The organism is Microbacterium sp. GXF6406 (assembly GCF_054798215.1).
In genome coordinates this window covers 16,180-33,769 of record NZ_JBSJZH010000016.1, presented here as the reverse complement: position 1 = coordinate 33,769, position 17,590 = coordinate 16,180, and the positions used below count along the sequence as shown (strand labels likewise).

General features: G+C 68.2%; 18 protein-coding genes and 1 tRNA gene. 14 read left to right on the top strand and 5 right to left on the bottom strand.

The features are described from left to right. The first annotated feature begins 4 nt into the window (after positions 1 to 4). From ACWAUG_RS09995 to ACWAUG_RS09980, 4 genes are read left to right on the top strand one after another with little or no spacing between them, the layout of a single operon-like run. Positions 5 to 1,945, top strand: a complete 1,941-nt coding sequence (locus tag ACWAUG_RS09995; protein ID WP_460802322.1) for an acetyl/propionyl/methylcrotonyl-CoA carboxylase subunit alpha — start codon at positions 5 to 7, stop codon at positions 1,943 to 1,945. Continuing rightward, on the top strand, positions 1,942 to 3,105 hold the full coding sequence (locus tag ACWAUG_RS09990; protein ID WP_460802321.1) for an acyl-CoA dehydrogenase family protein: 1,164 nt from the start codon (positions 1,942 to 1,944) through the stop codon (positions 3,103 to 3,105). Before ACWAUG_RS09995 ends, ACWAUG_RS09990 begins: the two co-directional genes overlap by 4 nt. Continuing rightward, positions 3,102 to 3,575 carry a MaoC family dehydratase gene (locus ACWAUG_RS09985; protein WP_298039423.1) on the top strand — a complete coding sequence of 158 codons (474 nt, stop codon included), beginning with the start codon at positions 3,102 to 3,104 and terminating at the stop codon, positions 3,573 to 3,575. Before ACWAUG_RS09990 ends, ACWAUG_RS09985 begins: the two co-directional genes overlap by 4 nt. Beyond that, positions 3,572 to 4,384, top strand: coding sequence for an HpcH/HpaI aldolase/citrate lyase family protein (locus tag ACWAUG_RS09980; RefSeq protein ID WP_298039428.1), 813 nt, complete (start codon positions 3,572 to 3,574; stop codon positions 4,382 to 4,384). The genes ACWAUG_RS09985 and ACWAUG_RS09980 overlap by 4 nt, the downstream gene beginning before the upstream one ends. Before the next feature lie 3 nt (positions 4,385 to 4,387). On the opposite strand, the gene ACWAUG_RS09975 is transcribed toward ACWAUG_RS09980, so the two are convergent. After that, the gene (locus ACWAUG_RS09975; protein WP_460802320.1) at positions 4,388 to 4,972 is read right to left on the bottom strand and encodes a histidine phosphatase family protein; all 585 of its coding nucleotides are present in this window, start codon (positions 4,970 to 4,972) and stop codon (positions 4,388 to 4,390) included. Beyond that, the gene (locus ACWAUG_RS09970; protein WP_460802319.1) at positions 4,969 to 5,808 is read right to left on the bottom strand and encodes a Sir2 family NAD-dependent protein deacetylase; all 840 of its coding nucleotides are present in this window, start codon (positions 5,806 to 5,808) and stop codon (positions 4,969 to 4,971) included. The genes ACWAUG_RS09975 and ACWAUG_RS09970 overlap by 4 nt, the downstream gene beginning before the upstream one ends. 63 nt (positions 5,809 to 5,871) lie before the next feature. Between ACWAUG_RS09970 and ACWAUG_RS09965 the strand changes: the two genes are divergently transcribed. After that, a complete protein-coding gene (locus tag ACWAUG_RS09965; protein ID WP_298039438.1) occupies positions 5,872 to 6,672 on the top strand; it encodes a TrmH family RNA methyltransferase in 801 nt (266 codons plus the stop codon). Here ACWAUG_RS09965 and ACWAUG_RS09960 read toward each other — a convergent pair. Beyond that, on the bottom strand, positions 6,661 to 7,509 hold the full coding sequence (locus ACWAUG_RS09960) for an SGNH/GDSL hydrolase family protein (protein WP_460802318.1): 849 nt from the start codon (positions 7,507 to 7,509) through the stop codon (positions 6,661 to 6,663). The genes ACWAUG_RS09965 and ACWAUG_RS09960 overlap by 12 nt on opposite strands. A 125-nt stretch (positions 7,510 to 7,634) precedes the next feature. On the opposite strand from ACWAUG_RS09960, the gene ACWAUG_RS09955 reads away from it, so the two are divergent. Both ACWAUG_RS09955 and ACWAUG_RS09950 read left to right on the top strand, forming a co-directional pair. Beyond that, entirely contained in the window at positions 7,635 to 9,377 is a 1,743-nt protein-coding gene (locus ACWAUG_RS09955; protein WP_298039444.1) for a DEAD/DEAH box helicase, read from the top strand. Positions 9,378 to 9,415: 38 nt separating this feature from the next. Beyond that, the gene (locus ACWAUG_RS09950; protein WP_460802317.1) at positions 9,416 to 10,510 is read left to right on the top strand and encodes a VIT1/CCC1 transporter family protein; all 1,095 of its coding nucleotides are present in this window, start codon (positions 9,416 to 9,418) and stop codon (positions 10,508 to 10,510) included. 90 nt (positions 10,511 to 10,600) lie between these two features. Here the strand turns inward: ACWAUG_RS09950 and ACWAUG_RS09945 are convergent. Next, positions 10,601 to 10,684, bottom strand: a tRNA-Leu gene (locus tag ACWAUG_RS09945). A gap of 206 nt (positions 10,685 to 10,890) precedes the next feature. Here ACWAUG_RS09945 and ACWAUG_RS09940 point away from each other — a divergent pair. Then, entirely contained in the window at positions 10,891 to 11,718 is an 828-nt protein-coding gene (locus ACWAUG_RS09940; protein WP_298039449.1) for an undecaprenyl-diphosphate phosphatase, read from the top strand. Here the strand turns inward: ACWAUG_RS09940 and ACWAUG_RS09935 are convergent. Beyond that, positions 11,715 to 12,569, bottom strand: a complete 855-nt coding sequence (locus ACWAUG_RS09935) for a PAC2 family protein (RefSeq protein ID WP_298039452.1) — start codon at positions 12,567 to 12,569, stop codon at positions 11,715 to 11,717. The two genes, ACWAUG_RS09940 and ACWAUG_RS09935, sit on opposite strands and share 4 nt — an antisense overlap. 100 nt (positions 12,570 to 12,669) lie before the next feature. Here ACWAUG_RS09935 and ACWAUG_RS09930 point away from each other — a divergent pair, with 100 nt between their 5' ends. Genes ACWAUG_RS09930 through tatA form a run of 6 tightly spaced genes read left to right on the top strand, consistent with a single transcriptional unit; the run spans position 12,670 to position 17,590 of the window. Beyond that, complete coding sequence (locus ACWAUG_RS09930; protein ID WP_298039476.1) at positions 12,670 to 13,350, top strand: HAD family hydrolase; 681 nt, start codon at positions 12,670 to 12,672, stop codon at positions 13,348 to 13,350. After that, positions 13,347 to 14,363, top strand: coding sequence for a tRNA (adenine-N1)-methyltransferase (locus ACWAUG_RS09925; protein ID WP_298039454.1), 1,017 nt, complete (start codon positions 13,347 to 13,349; stop codon positions 14,361 to 14,363). Before ACWAUG_RS09930 ends, ACWAUG_RS09925 begins: the two co-directional genes overlap by 4 nt. A gap of 10 nt (positions 14,364 to 14,373) precedes the next feature. Further along, complete coding sequence (locus tag ACWAUG_RS09920; protein ID WP_298039457.1) at positions 14,374 to 15,324, top strand: FKBP-type peptidyl-prolyl cis-trans isomerase; 951 nt, start codon at positions 14,374 to 14,376, stop codon at positions 15,322 to 15,324. 2 nt (positions 15,325 to 15,326) lie between these two features. After that, positions 15,327 to 16,313, top strand: coding sequence for a helix-turn-helix transcriptional regulator (locus tag ACWAUG_RS09915; protein ID WP_460802316.1), 987 nt, complete (start codon positions 15,327 to 15,329; stop codon positions 16,311 to 16,313). After that, a complete protein-coding gene (locus ACWAUG_RS09910) occupies positions 16,313 to 17,299 on the top strand; it encodes a helix-turn-helix transcriptional regulator (RefSeq protein WP_298039463.1) in 987 nt (328 codons plus the stop codon). The genes ACWAUG_RS09915 and ACWAUG_RS09910 overlap by 1 nt, the downstream gene beginning before the upstream one ends. A 33-nt stretch (positions 17,300 to 17,332) precedes the next feature. Then, a complete protein-coding gene (gene tatA, locus ACWAUG_RS09905; protein ID WP_298039466.1) occupies positions 17,333 to 17,590 on the top strand; it encodes a Sec-independent protein translocase subunit TatA in 258 nt (85 codons plus the stop codon).

The window sequence follows — 17,590 nt, the reverse complement described above, 5'->3', positions numbered from 1 at the left end:
CGAGATGACTCCCGACAACATTGACTTCGACACCGTCCTGATCGCGAATCGCGGCGAGATCGCGCGCCGGATCATCCGCACCGTGCGGGCGAGGGGCCTGCGCAGCGTCGCGGTTCACAGCGACGCCGATGCAGATGCCCCGCACGTCCGCGAGGCGGATCTCGCGCTGAGGGTCGGGCCCGCGGCCGCTGCCGACTCCTACCTCAGCGTGGAGAGGATCATCGACGCAGCGATGGTTTCCCATGCGAAAGCCATCCATCCCGGCTACGGTTTCCTGTCAGAAAGTACCGCTCTGGCGCGGGCCTGTGCGGAGGCGGGGATCGTGTTCATCGGCCCCTCGATCGAGGCGATCGAGATCATGGGAGACAAGGTGCGCGCCCGCGAGCACGTCGCCGCTCGAGGCGTTCCCGTCGTCCCCGGCTTCGACGCCTCCGGGCTCTCCGACGGCCAAATCGCTGTGCGAGCGACCGAGGTCGGGTTCCCCCTCCTGATCAAGCCGCGCTCGGGCGGCGGTGGCAAAGGCATGGAGATCGTCTCCGATGCGGACGCCCTCCCCGCGGCACTCGGATCGGCGCGCCGCGTCGCGCGCGCCGCGTTCGGCGTTGACGCGCTGCTTCTGGAGAGGCTGATCCGCCGGCCCCGGCACATCGAGGTTCAGGTCTTCGGCGACAGCGACGGGCGCGTCATCGCCCTCGGCGAGCGCGAGTGCACGCTGCAGCGCCGGCATCAGAAGGTGATCGAGGAGGCGCCGGCGGCGGCGCTCGACTCCGATGTGCGCGAACGCCTGTTCGCCGCCGCTGTGCGGGTGGCCGAGAGCGTCGAGTACACGGGGGCGGGGACCGTCGAGTTCCTTGTGGATGCGGACGCGCCGTCGGAGTTCTTCTTCATCGAGATGAACACGCGTCTGCAGGTGGAGCATCCCGTGACCGAAGCCGTCACCGGGCTCGACCTCGTGGCGCTGCAGCTCGCGGTCGCCGGAGGAAGAGCCCTGCCTGCGGCGCCGCCCATCACGGGGCATGCGATTGAGGCGCGCATCTACGCGGAGGCGCCGGAGCGCGGCTTCGTCCCCTCGAGCGGTGTCGTCATGCGCTTCGAGCCTCCCGCGGGGGTGCGGGTGGATGCCGCGATCGAGAGCGGTGGGCGGGTCAGCGACTTCTACGATCCGATGATCGCGAAGATCATCTCGCACGGACCGGACCGGACCACGGCTCTGCAGCGGTTGGACGATGCTCTTGCACGGACCGTGATCCTCGGTGTGGAGACGAACATCGCCTTTCTGCGGCTGCTGCTCGCGAATGAGCGCGTGCGCGCGGGAGATCTCGATACGGGGCTCATCGAGACCCTGCTGCCGGTCACGGCACTGCCGCCCAGTGCGGCGATGATTCGCGCGGCACGGGAGGAGTGGAATGTCCAGGCGCCGCGGGGCCGCGGCGACACCGCAGCGCGGGCCGGGGCCGTCTGGGCCCAGATGAGGGATGATGCGGTCCGGTCGGTCGCTTTTCTCACGGATGCCGGCGAGGTCGTGGAGGACACGAGCATCGAGTGCCTGGATCCGGTGGAGACGGTCGTCAGTGCGGCGATGGATGCCGAGGGCGCAGTGTGGGTTTCGGAGAGCGGTCGCGCACTGCGGCTGCGGCCGCTCGACCGTCGAGCCCGGCTTCGTCATCGGCTCGCCGCGCGCGACCGCGCACCGGAGCGGGCGGCGGGCCCCGAGGCCCGGGCCCCGATGCCGGGCGCGGTGGTCGTCGTGCATGTCGAGGACGGAGCATCCGTCACCCGTGGACAGCCGCTCGTCTCGATCGAGGCCATGAAGATGGAGCATCCGGTGCTCGCACCCCACGATGGCACCGTCCACCTCCAGATCGCCGTCGGCGACCAGGCGCGTCGAGATCAGGTGATGGCGACGGTGACCCCGTCGACGACCGAAGAGGAAGGAACAGCATGACGTCAGCATTCAGCGCGGATCTCACCGATGAGGAGCGCGAGCTCGCCGGCATGGTCCGCGAGTTCGCCGAAACGGTCGTCGCACCGCAGGCCTATGAGGCAGACCGGACGCACACCCTGTCGATGGACGTCGTCGCACAGATGGGGGAGCTCGGTCTCTTCGGCCTGCCCTTTCCCGAGGAGATCGGTGGCCAGGGCGGCGACTATCTGGCCCTGGGACTCGCGATCGAGGCCCTTGCCCGCGTCGATCAGTCGATCGCGATCACGCTGGAAGCCGGGGTCAGCCTCGGCGCCATGCCGATCCACCGTTTCGGCGACGCAGCGCAGAAGGGACGCTGGCTGCCGGACCTGGTCGCCGGCCGCGCACTCGCGGGCTTCGGGCTGACCGAGCCGGAAGCCGGCAGCGATGCCGGCGCGACGCGCACGACCGCTCGCCTCGACGAAGGCGACTGGGTCATCGACGGCGCCAAGCAGTTCATCACGAACTCCGGCACCCCGATCACCCGGTTCGTCACGGTGACGGCGGTCACCGGTGTCATGGACGGGCGCAAGCAGATCTCGACGATCATCGTGCCGAACGGAACACCCGGCTTCTCGGTCGAGCCCGGTTACGACAAAGTCGGCTGGCGTGCTTCGGACACCCACCCCCTGGTGCTGGACGGCGTGCGCGTGCCGCAGGAGAATCTGCTCGGCGTGGAGGGCGCCGGGTTCCGGAACTTCCTCAGCATCCTCGACGAGGGGCGCATCGCGATAGCGGCGCTCGCGACCGGGGCCGCCGAAGGATGCCTGGAGGACGCCGTGGCGTACGCGAAGAGCCGCACGGTGTTCGGCAGTGCGCTGAGCACCCGGCAGAACGCCCAGTTCACTCTCGCCCGGATGCGTGCCCGGGTGCATACGGCCCGGCTCGCCTGGCACCACGCCGCACGTCTGCGCGATGCCGGTCGCCCATTCGCGGAGGAAGCGGCGATCGCCAAGCTCATCGCCGGCGAGGCGGCGATGGACAACGCCCGTGACGCGACCCAGATCTTCGGCGGCAACGGCTTCATGAACGAGTCCGCCGTGGGCCGGCACTACCGGGATTCGAAGATCCTCGAGATCGGCGAGGGGACCACCGAGGTGCAACTGCTCGTCATCGCACGAGCACTGGGGGTGGTGGCATGAAGGAGATCGTGCAGCGCGGCCTGTACTTCGAGGAGTTCGAACTCGATGCGCGCTACCTGCACCGGCCGGGCCGCACTGCGACCGAGGCCGACAACGTCCTGTTCACGACGTTGACCATGAACACGCAGGCGCTGCACCTCGACGAGGCCTTCGCGGCCGAGCAGGAATTCGGCAGACGCCTCATGAACTCGATGTGGACGCTGTCGACCATGGTGGGAGCATCCGTCAGCCAGCTCACGCAGCGGACCCTCGTCGCGCAGCTCGGGCTGGGGGATATTTCGTTCCCGCACCCGCTCTTCGCGGGCGACACGCTCTACACCGAGAGCGTGATCATCGATAAGCGGCTTTCGGGTTCCCGTCCCGGCCAGGGGATCTGCACCATCTCCCATACCGGGAGGAACCAGGATGGGGTGGTCGTCGCGACGGCGCGACGGACGGTCCTCGTCCACTGCGCACCGCAGGAGGGATGACAACCATGTTCGAGCTCGGGCCGGCACTGCTGTTCTGTCCAGGCGACCGCCCGGACCGCTTCGAGAAGGCGTTCTCCCGGGCGGATGCCGTGATCCTCGACCTCGAGGACGCCGTCGACCCCGCCGCGAAGCAGCGCGCTCGCGATGCGGTGAAGCATGCCGATCTCGACCCCGCGCGGGTGATCGTCCGGGTCAACGCCCCTGACACGGGGGAATACGGCGCGGATGTCGAGATGCTGCGCTCCTCACCATTCTTCCGGGTCATGGTCGCCAAGGCGGAGGATCCGGGGGCGCTCGCCCTCTTCGACCGGCGTTTCGAACTCATCGCACTGTGCGAGACGGCGCGGGGGATCAGTCGAGCCGCTGATCTCGCGCGCGACGATCGTGTCGTGGCGCTCATGTGGGGAGCGGAAGACCTCGTCGCCTCTCTCGGTGGAACCGGGAGCCGTGGCAGCGATGGCCGCTACCGCGATGTCGTGCGATATGCGCGCTCGCGTGTCCTCCTCGAAGCCGCAGCGCATGAGGCGGCGGCGATCGATGCGGTTCATCTCGACATCGATGACCGTGCTGGTCTGAGCGAGGAGGCGATGGATGCCGCGGCATCGGGTTTCGCTGCCACGGCATGCATCCATCCGACTCAGGTCGAGACGATCCGCGCCGCCTACGCGCCCCAGGCATCAGATATCGCCTGGGCGCGTGACGTGCTCGCCGCGGCGGAGAGCAACGCGGGCGTCTTCCGCTTTCGGGGTCGCATGATCGACGAGCCCGTGCTTCGTCATGCGAGAACCGTGCTCGCGCGCGTTCTGTGAGATTCAGAGGGAGATCTGCTCGAGGATCCTCAGCCCGTGCGGCGATGCTTCGAAACGGTGCGCCGATCCGTTCAGCAGCGGTTCGCCCTCGCGCGGCAGCGTTCCGCTGGAGGCGTGGTTCAGCAGCGACCGGATGACACCGCCGTGCGTGACGACGATGATCGACTCGGCGGCCGGCGCGGATCGCCGTCGGGACTCGCGGGCGATGACATCGAGCGCGCCCATGGCTCGGTCGCGCACCGTGTCGAGGGTCTCAGCGCCCACGGGCGCGACGTGCCAGTCCGCATAGCGTTCGAGGTATTCGGCGACGAGAAGCCCTTCGCCGTCTCCGAACTCGCGTTCGCGCATGTCGTGGCTGAGCTGGGGCTCCGGGAGATCGAGAGCTGCGGCGATGATCTGCGCTGTCTCGTGCGCCCGGCTCAGCGGGCTGGCATAGACGGCGTGGTGAGTGTCGGCGGCGAGGAGCGCGGCGGCAGATCGGGCGTCCTCCCGCCCGGTGTCGTTGAGGGGGATATCGGTTGTCCCCTGAATGCGCCGCGCGAGGTTCCAGTCGGTCTGGCCGTGGCGGACGAGGGTGATGAGCGTCATGCGAGGAGCTCCTGCAGGGCCGGGAGCACCATGCTCGTGTCGGCGGCGAGCGTCATATCGGCCCAACGGTCGGCACGAGTGGGCTCGTGATTGATGATGGCGAGGGGGATGCCGCGGCGGCGGGCGCGCTCGACGAGACGCACCCCCGAGTTCACGACGAGAGAGGAACCGGCGACGATCAGCGCGTCGCCGGAGCGGAGAAGGGACTCGGCGGAGCGGAAGCGTTCCCGGGGGACGTATTCGCCGAAGAAGACGACGTCGGGCTTGAGCATGCCGTCGCACACCGTGCACGTCGGGATGATGAAGTCATCGCTGCTGGCGGGGGAGACATCGCCGTCCGGGTTGAGCTCGATGTTCTCGGGCCGGGTGACCCAGGGGTTGCGCTGTTCGATCTGGGAGGCGACGCTGCCGCGATCGAAGACCTGACCGCAGCGGAGGCATCCGACTCGGCGCATCGTGCCGTGCACCTCGATGACCCGGGTGCTGCCTGCCCGCAGGTGGAGACCATCGACGTTCTGTGTGATGATCCCCGCGACGGTGCCCTGCCGCTCCATCTCGGCGAGTGCCCTATGCCCGGCGTTCGGCGCGGCGGAGGAGAACGCGCGCCATCCGAGGTGGCCGCCGACCCAGTATCGGCGACGCGCCGCTTCGTCTCCGAGGAACCGCTGAACGGTCATCGGATTCGCCCGTGCGGGAGCACCGGCACCGCGATAGGCAGGAATGCCGGAGGCGGTGGAGATCCCGGCTCCCGTGAGCACTGTGGTCCGGCGTCCGCGCAGCAGATCGCCGAGACGTGCGATCTCCGCGGCGAGCGCGGTGTCGGTCGTCGTGGTCACAGATCCTCCCCGGGGAGTCTACGGCGTCCGTTCGCGTGTGCCGCGGGTGGCAGAGTTGGGGGTATGCGCATCGAGCACATCACGGATCCGGACGACTCCCGTCTGAGTGACTATCGCGACCTCACCGACACGATGCTGCGAAGGGTGAAGGAACCCGCGGAGGGCCTTTACATCGCCGAGTCCGCGAAGGTCATCGAGCGCGCTCTCGCGGCCGGGCACGAGCCGCGCTCGGTGCTCGTGCAGCGGCGACGGCTCGCTTCCGTCGAGGAAGCCCTGGGGGAGCGCGACGTCACGGTCTATGTGGCACCGGATGACGTGCTCGAGGTCGTCACCGGGTACGCGGTGCATCGGGGCGCACTTGCGGCCATGCGCCGGCCGGCGCTGCCCGAGGTCGCTAAGGTGCTGCGCGATGCGCGTCTGGTGCTCATCCTCGATGACCTCATCGAGCACACCAATACCGGGTCGGCGTTCCGCGCGGCCGCGGGGCTCGGTGCGGATGCCGTGCTCGTCTCCGCCCGCTGCGCGGATCCGCTGTATCGCCGCAGTGTGAAGGTGAGCATGGGCACGGTGTTCCAGGTGCCGTGGACGCGCTTCGATGATTGGGGCGATCTTGTCACTCAGCTGCATGAGCATGACTTCCACATCGCGGCGCTCGCGCTGAGCGATGACGCCGTCCCGCTCGATGCTTTCCGCGATCAGCGTCCGGAGCGGGTCGCGCTCGTGCTGGGCACGGAAGGAGACGGACTGTCGCGGGACGTGATCGATCGGGCGGACACCGTCGTCACGATTCCGATGCGTGGGGGCGTGGACTCGCTCAACGTCGCCTCAGCGGCAGCGGTGGCGTTGTGGGCGCTAGCCGGCTGACTCGTCCGTGCTGTTGCTCCGGTGCGGCACGACCGGTGCGGGGTCCGGGCGCTTCGCGGTGATGAGGTCGCCCGAGGACTGATGGCGCAGACGGCGCAGCACCCAGGGGACGAGGTGCTCCCGAGCCCAGCCCAGGTCCTCGCCGCGCGCTTCGCGCCAGGTTCGAACGGGCAGTGGGTCGGGATGCATGGCCTGGAGGTCGTTGGGGACGTTGAGCGCGCGGAGAACCATGCGCGCCACCTCGTGATGGCCGAGGGCGTTGTAGTGCAGACGGTCGTCGTCGAAGAAGCGCGGGTCCTGCACGGTCTTCAGCGCCCACTGGTCGGCGACAATGCAGTCGTGGCGCTCGGCGATGGCGCGCACGTTCTCGTTGTAGATCGCGACCTTGCCGCGGAAGGCGCGGAACACCGGGGTGAAGCCGGTGTCGATGCCGGTGAACAGCAGCACCGCGGCTCCCGTCGACGCGAGACGTGCGACGGCGTCCTCGAGCTGCGAGGCGATGTCGTCGGGGTCTGTTCCCGGTCGGATCACGTCGTTGCCGCCGGCGCAGATGGATACGAGATCGGGTCGCAGGGCGACGGCCGGTTCGATCTGGTCCGCGACGATCTGCGCGATGAGCTTGCCGCGCACGGCGAGGTTCGCGTAGGCGAAGTCGTCGACCTGGCTGGAGAGCACCTCTGCCACGCGGTCGCCCCAGCCGCGGTGCCCGCCGGGCGCTTCGGGATCGGGGTCGCCGATCCCCTCGGTGAAAGAATCGCCGACGGCGACGAATCGGTGCCAGGGGTGGGGGCCCTCGTTGTCGACGAAGGGCGTGCGGTGCGGATCCTGAGCTGTCATCACGGTCTCCTCCAGGGTTGGCGCACCCGGGATCGGGGTGTCGGCGCGGATGAGCCTACCCCTATGGGGCGGCCGAGAGCAGAGCACGGCCTTGAGTGTCGGCGGCACCGATTACGCTGGAGAGGATGCTTTCTCCCTCCTTTCCGCAGCGTGCCCCGTGGGGTACGGCTGATAAGTTGCGCGCCTGGCAGCGTGAGGCTCTGGAGACCTATTTCGCCCGCGATCAGAGGGACTTCCTCGTTGCGGCGACCCCCGGGGCCGGTAAGACGACCTTCGCGCTGACCCTGGCGGTCGAGCTGCTGCGCATGGGCGAGGTGAACCGTGTGATCGTCGTGGCGCCGACCGAGCATCTGAAGACGCAGTGGGCCGATGCCGCCGCCCGCGTCAGCATCCGCCTCGATCCGCGTTTCAAGAACTCTCACTGGGCGCCCTCTCGGGAGTACCACGGCGTCGTCGTCACCTATGCGCAGGTCGCGGCGAAATCGTCGGTGCACCGCCACCTCACGCAAGACGCGAAGACCCTCGTGATCCTCGACGAGGTGCACCACGGCGGCGATGCGCTGAGCTGGGGAGACGCGATTCGCGACGCCTACGGTCCAGCGAAGCGGCGGCTGTCGCTGTCGGGAACCCCGTTCCGCAGCGACACGGCACCGATCCCGTTCGTGACCTATGCCCCCGACGAGTCGGGTGGTCGGGTATCGTCGACCGACTACGCCTACGGCTATGGCCGGGCTCTGGCCGATGGCGTCGTGCGGCCCGTCCTGTTCCACATGTACTCGGGCAAGATGCGCTGGCGCACGAGTGCCGGCGATGAACTCGAGGCGCACCTCGGCCAAGACAACACGAAGGACGTCAACTCGCAGGCTTGGCGCACGGCGCTGGACCCCGAGGGCGAATGGATGCCGGCCGTGCTCTCCGCCGCGGATCGCCGGCTGACCGAGATCCGGAACCACATCCCGGATGCCGGTGGTCTGGTGCTCGCGACGGATCAGACCGTTGCCCGCGCGTATGCGAAGATCCTGCACAGCCTCACCGGTGAGCATCCGACCGTCGTTCTCTCCGATGACAGCACCGCCTCCGAGCGCATCGAGTCGTTCAGCGCGAACACCCGACGGTGGATGGTCGCGGTGCGCATGGTGTCCGAGGGCGTCGATGTTCCCCGTCTCGCCGTCGGTGTCTACGCGACCTCCTCGTCGACGCCGCTGTTCTTCGCGCAGGCGATCGGCCGCTTCGTGCGCGCCCGCCGTCGCGGCGAGGCCGCGAGCGTATTCCTCCCGCATGTTCCCGTGCTGATGAAGCTCGCGAACGAGATGGAGAAGCAGCGCGATCACGCGCTCGACCGCAAGAGCAAAGACGAGGACGGCCTCGACGATTCGCTGCTGGAGAGCGCGAACCGCGAGGAGGAGACCTCCGACGCCCTGACTCAGGAGTTCAGCTATCAGGCGATCTCCTCGCTCGCCCACTTCGACCGGATCGTGTTCGAGGGGCAGGACTTCGGTCAGCTCGCCGAACCGGGAACCCCCGAAGAAGAGGAGTTCATCGGCATTCCGGGACTCCTCGAGCCCGAGCACGTGCATGAGTTGCTCATGCAGCGCCAGTCGCGCCAGTCGAAGCTCCGCGAGGCTCGCGAGGCATCGGCGGGTCCGGAGGCGACCACGACGATCCCGCAGCCCCTGCACCGCACGCTGCGCGAGCAGCGTCAGCTGCTCAACAGCCTCGTGGGCCTGTACGCCCGCCAGAAGGGCGAGCCGCATGGCGCCGTGCACGCCGAGCTGCGCCGCATCTGCGGCGGCCCTGCCGTGCCCCAGGCGACCGTGACGCAGCTGCAGTCGCGCATCGATGTTCTGCGTAAGCGGGTGCGTTCTTAGCTAGCGTGGGGTCACGCCTCATCCGTCAGGGAGTTCGCATGACCACGTCGGTACCCGCTGTGCCCACGCCCGCCGATCGGCGCCGATGGGCGCGTTATCTCGTCGAGGAGCGCCTCGAGGGGCGCGTCTACGAGCAGCTGGCCGAGCGTCGCAGCGGCGAGGAGCGGGAGATCCTGCAGAGCCTCGCCGACGCCGAGCGGCGCCATGAGAAGCACTGGCTCGATCTGCTCGGTGGTGAGCCCGCACGGCTGCCGCGCGCGGGCATCCGCTCACGACTGCTGGCGTGGATGGCGGGCCGGTTGGGCTCGGTGTTCGTCCTCGTGCTCGCCCAGAGCGCCGAGGCGCGCTCGCCCTACGACAGCGAGCAGTACGCCACCGCGGCGATGCGGGCGGATGAGAAGATCCACGGCGAGGTCGTGCGCGGTCTCGCCGCCCGAGGGCGCCGCCGTCTGTCGGGGTCGTTCCGCGCGGCGGTGTTCGGCGCGAACGACGGCCTCGTGAGCAATCTGGCGCTGGTGCTGGGCATCGGGGCGACCGGAGTCGGGTCGACCTTCGTCCTGTTCAGCGGGATTGCGGGCCTGCTCGCGGGCGCGCTCTCGATGGGCGCGGGGGAGTTCGTCTCCGTTCGATCGCAGCGCGAACTGCTCGCCTCCACCGAGGCGAACGACGACGCCGCGCAGTCGGCCGGCGACCTCGATATCGATGAGAACGAACTTGCGCTGGTGTACCGAGCGCGCGGAATGGATTCGGACGAGGCGCTCACCCGCTCGCGGCGCATCATCCGTGCGGCTCAAGCCGGCGTGCGGCGCTCCTCGACCGCGCCGGTGAACGTGCTGTCGCCGGACGAGGACGTGGTGGGCGGGGCCTGGTCTGCGGCTCTGTCGAGCTTCCTGCTGTTCTCCTCGGGAGCGATCGTCCCCGTGCTGCCGTGGATATTCGGCCTCGAGGGGATCACCGCGATCCTTACGGCGTTGGCGCTCGTCGGAGTCGCACTGCTGGGCACGGGAGCCCTCGTGGGAATCGTCTCCGGGGGACCTCCCGGCCGTCGTGCGCTGAGGCAGCTCGCGATCGGTTTCGGCGCTGCGGCGGTCACGTACCTGCTCGGCCTGCTGTTCGACGTCGGCGCCGTGTAGATCGCGCGGCGCGGATCAGTCGCGCAACGGACGAGGAACGGCCGGACAACGAAGAAGGGCCCCCATCTCTGGGGGCCCTTCTTCGTACTGTGCGCGGAGCGGGACTTGAACCCGCACGCCCTATTCGGGCACTAGCACCTCAAGCTAGCGCGTCTACCATTCCGCCACCCGCGCGGGTGGTGTTTCCGTCGTTGCCGACTCATGAAACATTACCAGGAGTGTGTGGGAGTGCCGAACCGAGGTGCAGCCCGGGCGTGCCGCGCTCCTCTCGGCCGTGATTCCTGCTGGCGTAGACTCGCTTGTCGTCGATCAGCCGGCGGCACTTCTGCTTCTGCCGCGAACGCTGAGGCCCGCTCCCGAACCATCCAGAAAGACCCTCCATGCACCTGCTTGAAGCGTTGTTCCTCGGCATCATCCAGGGACTCACTGAGTTCCTGCCGATCTCCTCCAGCGCCCACCTGCGCATCGTGGGCACCTTCACGGGCTCGGGGGAGGACCCGGGGGCGGCGTTCACCGCCATCACCCAGATCGGCACCGAGGCGGCCGTGGTGGTCTTCTTCTGGAAGGACATCGTGCGCATCATCTCCCAGTGGTGCCGCTCGCTCGTGGGTCGCGTGCCCCGCAACGACCCGGATGCGCGCATGGGATGGCTGATCATCATCGGCAGCATTCCGATCGTGGTGCTGGGACTGCTCTTCGCCGACCAGATCGAAACCGTGCTGCGGTCCCTGTGGATCGTCGCGATCATGCTGATCGTGTTCGGCATCCTGCTCGGAGTCGCCGACTACGTCGGCGCCAAGCGGCGCACGCTCGACCAGCTCACGTATCCGCACGGCATCCTCTACGGCGTCGCACAGGCGCTCGCGCTGATCCCGGGCGTCTCCCGTTCGGGCGGAACGATCACGATGGGGCTCTTCCTGGGGTACGAACGCGCCGCGGCGGCGCGCTACGCGTTCCTGCTCGCGATCCCGGCAGTGTTCGGCAGCGGCTTCTACCAGCTGTTCAAGAGCTGGAACTCGCCGGATCAGTACTTCTCGATGGGCGAGACGATCGCCGCGACCGGAATCGCGTTCGTTGTCGCGCTCGGCGTGATCGCGTTCTTCATGAGCTGGATCTCCAAGCGCAGCTTCCTGCCGTTCGTGATCTACCGCATCCTGCTCGGCGCCACACTGCTCGTTCTGCTGGGAACCGGCGCGATCGCCGCCTAGCGCTTGCGGTCGCCGGGGCCTTCGCCCCGGCGGCGGAGGTACTTCTCGAAGGCCTGGGCGATGGCGTCGCCGGATGCCTCGGGGGAGTCCCACGTGTCGCGCGTGCGCTCCAGCTGGTGGATGTAGTCGGTCATCTCCTCGTCCTCCGCCGCAGCGGCGTCGATCGAGGCTTCCCACGTCGCGGCATCCGTGCGCAGGCGCGTGCGCGGCACATCGATGCCGGTGAGCTCCTCGAGGCGATCGAGCAGAGCGAGCGTTGCCTTGGGGGAGGGCGTCGCCGAGGCGACGTAGTGCGGGATGCTGGCCCACAGGGTCGCCGTCGGGATGCCGGCGCGTTCGGCGAAGTGCTCGAGAACGCTGAGGATGCCGACGGGGCCCTCGTAGAGGGAGCGCTCGAGGTCGAGCGTCTCGCGAACCTGCTCGTTCGCGCTCGCGCTGAAGATCGAGATCGGCCGGGTGTGCGGCACATCGGAGAGCATCGCACCGAGCAGGATGAAACCGGTCACATCATCGCGCAGGGCGACATCGATGAATTCGTTCGCGAACGCCTGCCAGGTGCGTGCGGGCTCGACTCCCGTGAGCAGCCACAGCTCCGGATGCTCGCCGTCGGCGGGCTCTGCCGGGCGCCAGAGCGCGGCCTCCGGCCAGCGGAGCTCACGACGACCCGTCGCATCCATTTGCGAGGAGGGGCGCGTGTACTGGTAATCGAAGTAGAGCTCCGGGTCGACGCTGTGGACCAGCTCGTAGTCGGTGCGATCGCGGAGCGCCTGCACGGCGCCGCTTGCGGCTTCTCCGGCGTCGTTCCACCCGTCGAAGGCGACGACGACGATGCGATTTCCGAGTGCATCCATCGGGTTCTCCCTTCCTCCCGGTCGGCGGGTATCCTTCCAGGCTAGTCGGCGCCGGGCCGGCACGGCGCACAGGCCGGGCTAGCATGGTGCGGTGACTCAAATGCCGCACGCTGTCCTGTGGGACATGGATGGAACCGTCGTCGACACCGAGCCGTACTGGATGGCTGCGGAAACCGCGCTGGTCGAATCGTTCGGCGGGACCTGGTCGCACGAGCAGGCGCTGCAGCTCGTCGGCAACGGCCTCATGGAGAGCGCCCGGATTCTTCAGTCCGTGGGTGTCGATATGGAGTCCGAGGCGATCGTGGATCGCTTGACCGACGATGTGCGGACGGCGCTGGCCACGCGGGGCGTCCCGTTCCGGCCCGGTGCGCGTGAGCTTCTGCAGGCGCTGCAGGAATCCGGCATCCGCACCGCACTCGTGACGATGTCGCTGCGCCGCATGGCCGAGAGCGTGGTCGACCTCATCGGTTTCGATGCCTTCGAGCTGATCGTCGCCGGAGACGAGGTCGAGCACGCGAAGCCGCATCCCGCACCGTATCTGCAGGCGGCGGATGCGCTCGGCGTCGACATCGCCGACACGCTCGTGATCGAGGACTCGATCACGGGTCTCGCATCCGGCGTCGCATCCGGCGCCGTCACACTCGCCGTGCCCCACATGATCGCTCTGGACGGCCTCGGCGCCGACCACCTCTGGCCGACGCTCGACGGCCGAACCGTCGACGACGTGGTCGCCGCATTCTCGAGCGCCCGCACCACCCGCAATGAAGGAATGACCCGATGAGTTCAGCATCCGCCCGGCCCAGTGGCCCCTTCCGCGAGGGCGACCGTGTCCAGCTCACAGGGCCCAAGAACCGTCTTCACACGATCACGCTGACCGCTGATGGCGAGATGCACACGCACCACGGAGTGCTCTTCCACCGCGATGTCATCGGCCTGCCCGATGGTTCCGTCGTGACGAACACCTCCGGCCACGAATACCTGGCGCTGCGTCCGCTGCTGCGCGATTTCGCGATGTCGATGCCGCGCGGTGCGGCGATCGTGTACCCGAAGGACGCCGCGCAGATCGTTATGCAGGCCGACATCTTCCCCGGTGCGACGGTCGTCGAAGCCGGTGTCGGATCCGGCGCGCTGTCGCTGTCTCTGCTGCGGGCCGTGGGCCCTGCGGGCACGCTCGTCTCCTTCGAGCGCCGTGAGGACTTCGCCGAGGTCGCGAAGGCGAACGTCGAGACGTTCTTCGGCGAGACTCCCGACACCTGGGAGGTCGTCGTCGGAGACCTGCTCGAGGCTCTTCCCGAGAAGCAGGCCGCAGGCAGCGTCGATCGTGTCGTGCTCGACATGCTCGCGCCCTGGGAAGTCATGGATGTCGTGGCCGAGGCGCTCACTCCCGGCGGCGTGGTCCTCTGCTACATCGCAACCGCCACCCAGCTCTCCCGGGTCGCGGAGTACATCCGCGGCACCGGGCTCTTCACGGATCCGGATGCCTCCGAGACCATGGTCCGCGGCTGGCATGTCGAGGGGCTCTCCGTGCGTCCCGATCACCGCATGGTCGCGCACACCGGTTTCCTGCTGACAGCGCGACGTCTCGCACCGGGCACGGTCGCACCCGAGATCAAGCGCCGCGCATCGAAGTCGAGCTACGGCGATGAGGATCTCGAGCTGTGGACTCCCGGCGCGGTGGGCGACCGTGAGATCACCGACAAGAACCTGCGCAAGCGCGTGCGCGAGGCGACGAAGGCCGCCGAGGGCGCCCGAGACGCCGCCGCGGCGCGCGCCGGCGAGCAGGCTTCGGAATAGACTGGAAAACGTGCGTAAATCGTCTGCCGCTCTGGCCACACTCAGCCTCGCCGCCGCCGCTCTGACCGGGTGCGCCGCAGCGCCCGCCTTCGACGGCGCCAGCTGCGACCGCGATGCGCTGTCGACGGGCGTCGACAGCATCGCGACCATCAGCGGTGAGATCGGCACCGCACCCGATGTCGAGCTGCACACGCCGATCGGTGATGTCAGCGGGTTCGATGACGTCATCGTCGGTGAGGGGCGCGCGATCACCTCGGCTACGCAGAAGGCGTTGGTCGAGTTCAGCGTGTACTCCGGCGAGACCGGTGACTTCATCGGCGCGACGGCATACGACGAGCAGGTTTCTCAGATGGTCTCGGTCGCCGATTATGCGCAGAGCGGTCCCGCGCTGGCCGCGGCGCTGGAGTGCGCGACGGAGGGAACGCGATCCGTCGTCGTCTTCTCCGCCGACGAAGCGGCCATGGCCTTCGGCGTCGATGAGCCTGCGGTCGTCGTGCTCGACGTCGTCTCTGTCTTCCCGTCGCGCGCGGAGGGAACGGCCCAGTTCAACGACGGACGCGGGCTGCCCTCTGTGGTCCGCGCACCGGACGGACGCCCCGGGATCATCGTCCCCGACACCGAGGCTCCCACGGAGCTCGTCGCGCAGACGCTGATCGCCGGTGATGGCGAGACCGTCGCCGAGGGCGACAGCCTGCTGGTCCAGTACACGGGAGTGACCTGGGCGGATAAGAAGGTCTTCGATTCGTCGTGGGAACGTGGCGCGACGATCTTCGACCTGCAGCAGCTGATCCCCGGCTTCTCGCAGGGCCTCATCGGGCAGACAGTCGGATCGCAGGTTCTCATCGTCGTTCCGCCGGAGCTCGGCTACGGCGAGCAGGGCACGGGCTCGATCCCCGGCGGCTCGACGCTCGTCTTCGTCGTCGACATCCTGGCCATCGAATCATCGGCGGCAGCAGGCTAACCATGGCCGTGCGGATCCCTCCGGAGGAGCGTCAGACGAATCTCGTCGTGGCGCTCATGGCGACGGAGATCGGTCTCACGAAGCAGCAGATCCTCGACAACGTCTCGGGGTACCGCCAGCGCGCTGATTCGGGTGCACGGCCGGATGCTCGCGAGAAGATGTTCGAGCGCGATAAGGATGAGCTGCGAGCGCTCGGCGTCCCGATCGAGACCATTGGCGAATCCAGTGATCCGAATGATCTCCGGCAGGCCCGCTACCGCATCCCGCAGGCCGAGTACGTCCTTCCTGACGACATCGTCTTCAGCGCAGCGGAACTCGCCGTGCTACAGCTGGCGGGCAGCGTGTGGAGTGCCGGATCGGCCTCTGCCGATGCGCAGGCCGGGGTCCGCAAGATCCGGGCTCTGGGAATCGACGGCGACGAACCGATCATCGGATACGCGCCGAGGGTGGCCACGCACGAGTCGAGTTTCGCGCCCCTGCAGAACGCGATCGAGAACACCCGGATCGTCGAGTTCGACTATCTGAAGCCGGGGGAGGGGATCCCGCAGCGGCGGAGCATCGAGCCGCTCGCGCTCGTCGAGTACGAGGCCCGCTGGCACGTCTACGGGATCGACCGTTCGTCCGAGGGCGAGCGCACTTTCCTGCTCAGCCGGATCGTCGGCGATGTGGCCCTCACGCGCAAGCACTTCGACGCCGCCAAGCGCGAGGGAGCGGGCGCCCGCGCCCGCGCAGGGCTGGAGGCCGTGGCCGCACGCAACAGCGCGGTCGTGGAGATCACCCCGGGCACCGAGGCGGCGTTGCGGCTGGGCCGGCGCGCGACAGCGCGAACCCAGGGCTTCGACCTTCCCTATGTCGACATGCACATCCTCGCGGATGAGCTCGCGTCATATGGTCCGGAGGTGCGCGTCGTCGAGCCCGCTGATCTGCGCGTAGCGGTGATCGCGCGCCTGCGGGCGACGGTCGCCGCTCATGAGGGGAGGGGGGAGTGATGGCCGACGCGCCGAAGCCTCTCGCGGTCGATCGCGTGCGGGCATATCTGACTCTGGTTCCTTATCTGCTCGAGCGTGGTCAGGTCTCGCTCCGCGAAGCAGCGGATGAGTTCGCCGTGTCCGTCGACGAGATGCGTGCGATGGTCGAGAAGCTGACGGTGATCGGCCTGCCGGGCGAAGACGGCTACTGGCAGCAGCCGCATGAGATGTTCGACATCAACTGGGATCTTCTCGATCATGAAGACACGATCGAGATCACGAACCACGTCGGGCTGAACCGCGTTCCGCGGTTCACAGCGCGCGAGGCGGCGGCGCTGCTCGCCGGACTGCAGATGGTGGCGTCCGTTCCGGCCGTGGAGGGTTCTGGCCTGGTCAACGGCTTGCTCGCGAAGCTCTCGCGGGCTGCGGCGGATGCTCCGGCCGACGTGGTGATCGTTCCGGGAGCCGTCGATGCGGTGCGCGACATCGTCGCCTCGGCGCTCGAGCGCGGGGTCGCCCTGTCGTTCCGCTATCAGGCTCCAGACGCCGAGCCCACGATCCGCACGGTCGATCCGGTGCAGGTGCTGATCACGAACGGGCAGTGGTACTTGCAGGGCTGGTGTCATATGCGTCAAGCCATGCGAACCTTCCACCTCGACCGAGTGAGCGATGCGGCCGTGACCGACATCGTCATCGCGCACGGTGATGCCACGATTCCGGAGGGGTTCGGGAGTCTGGGTGAGGAATCTGCGGTATCGGTTCGTGTCGACCGACGTCTTCTTCCGCTGCTGGTCGATTATCTTCCGCAGGGTGATGTCGACTCGGCGGGCGATCTCGTCTCCTTGACGATCCAGATGGCCGACCCACGGGGGATCAAGAGGCCGGCGGCGAGGCTGGGCGGTGCACTGGAGGTGCTGGATCCACCGGTCGCCCGCGCCTCCGCTCGCGACTGGGCCGCGGCTGCCCTTGATCTGTATGCGGACCCGGATTCAGAGACGCTCGGTTAGACTTGCACGAAACCCCCTCCTGAGGAGCAATACATGGGAAATCTTTTCGCAGGACCGCACCTGGTGATCATTCTGATCATCATCGTGTTGCTGTTCGGTGCGGCCAAGCTTCCGGCCCTGGCGAAGAGCCTCGGCCAGTCCGCCCGTGTCTTCAAGGGCGAGATGAAGGCGCTGAAGGAAGATGACGCGGCCGATGCGGCCACTGACTCAACCGCGACGCCGCCTGCTGCCCCGGCGCAGAGTCCGACGGACCGTCCTGCTGATCAGGACAATCCGCCGCGCAGCTCCTGA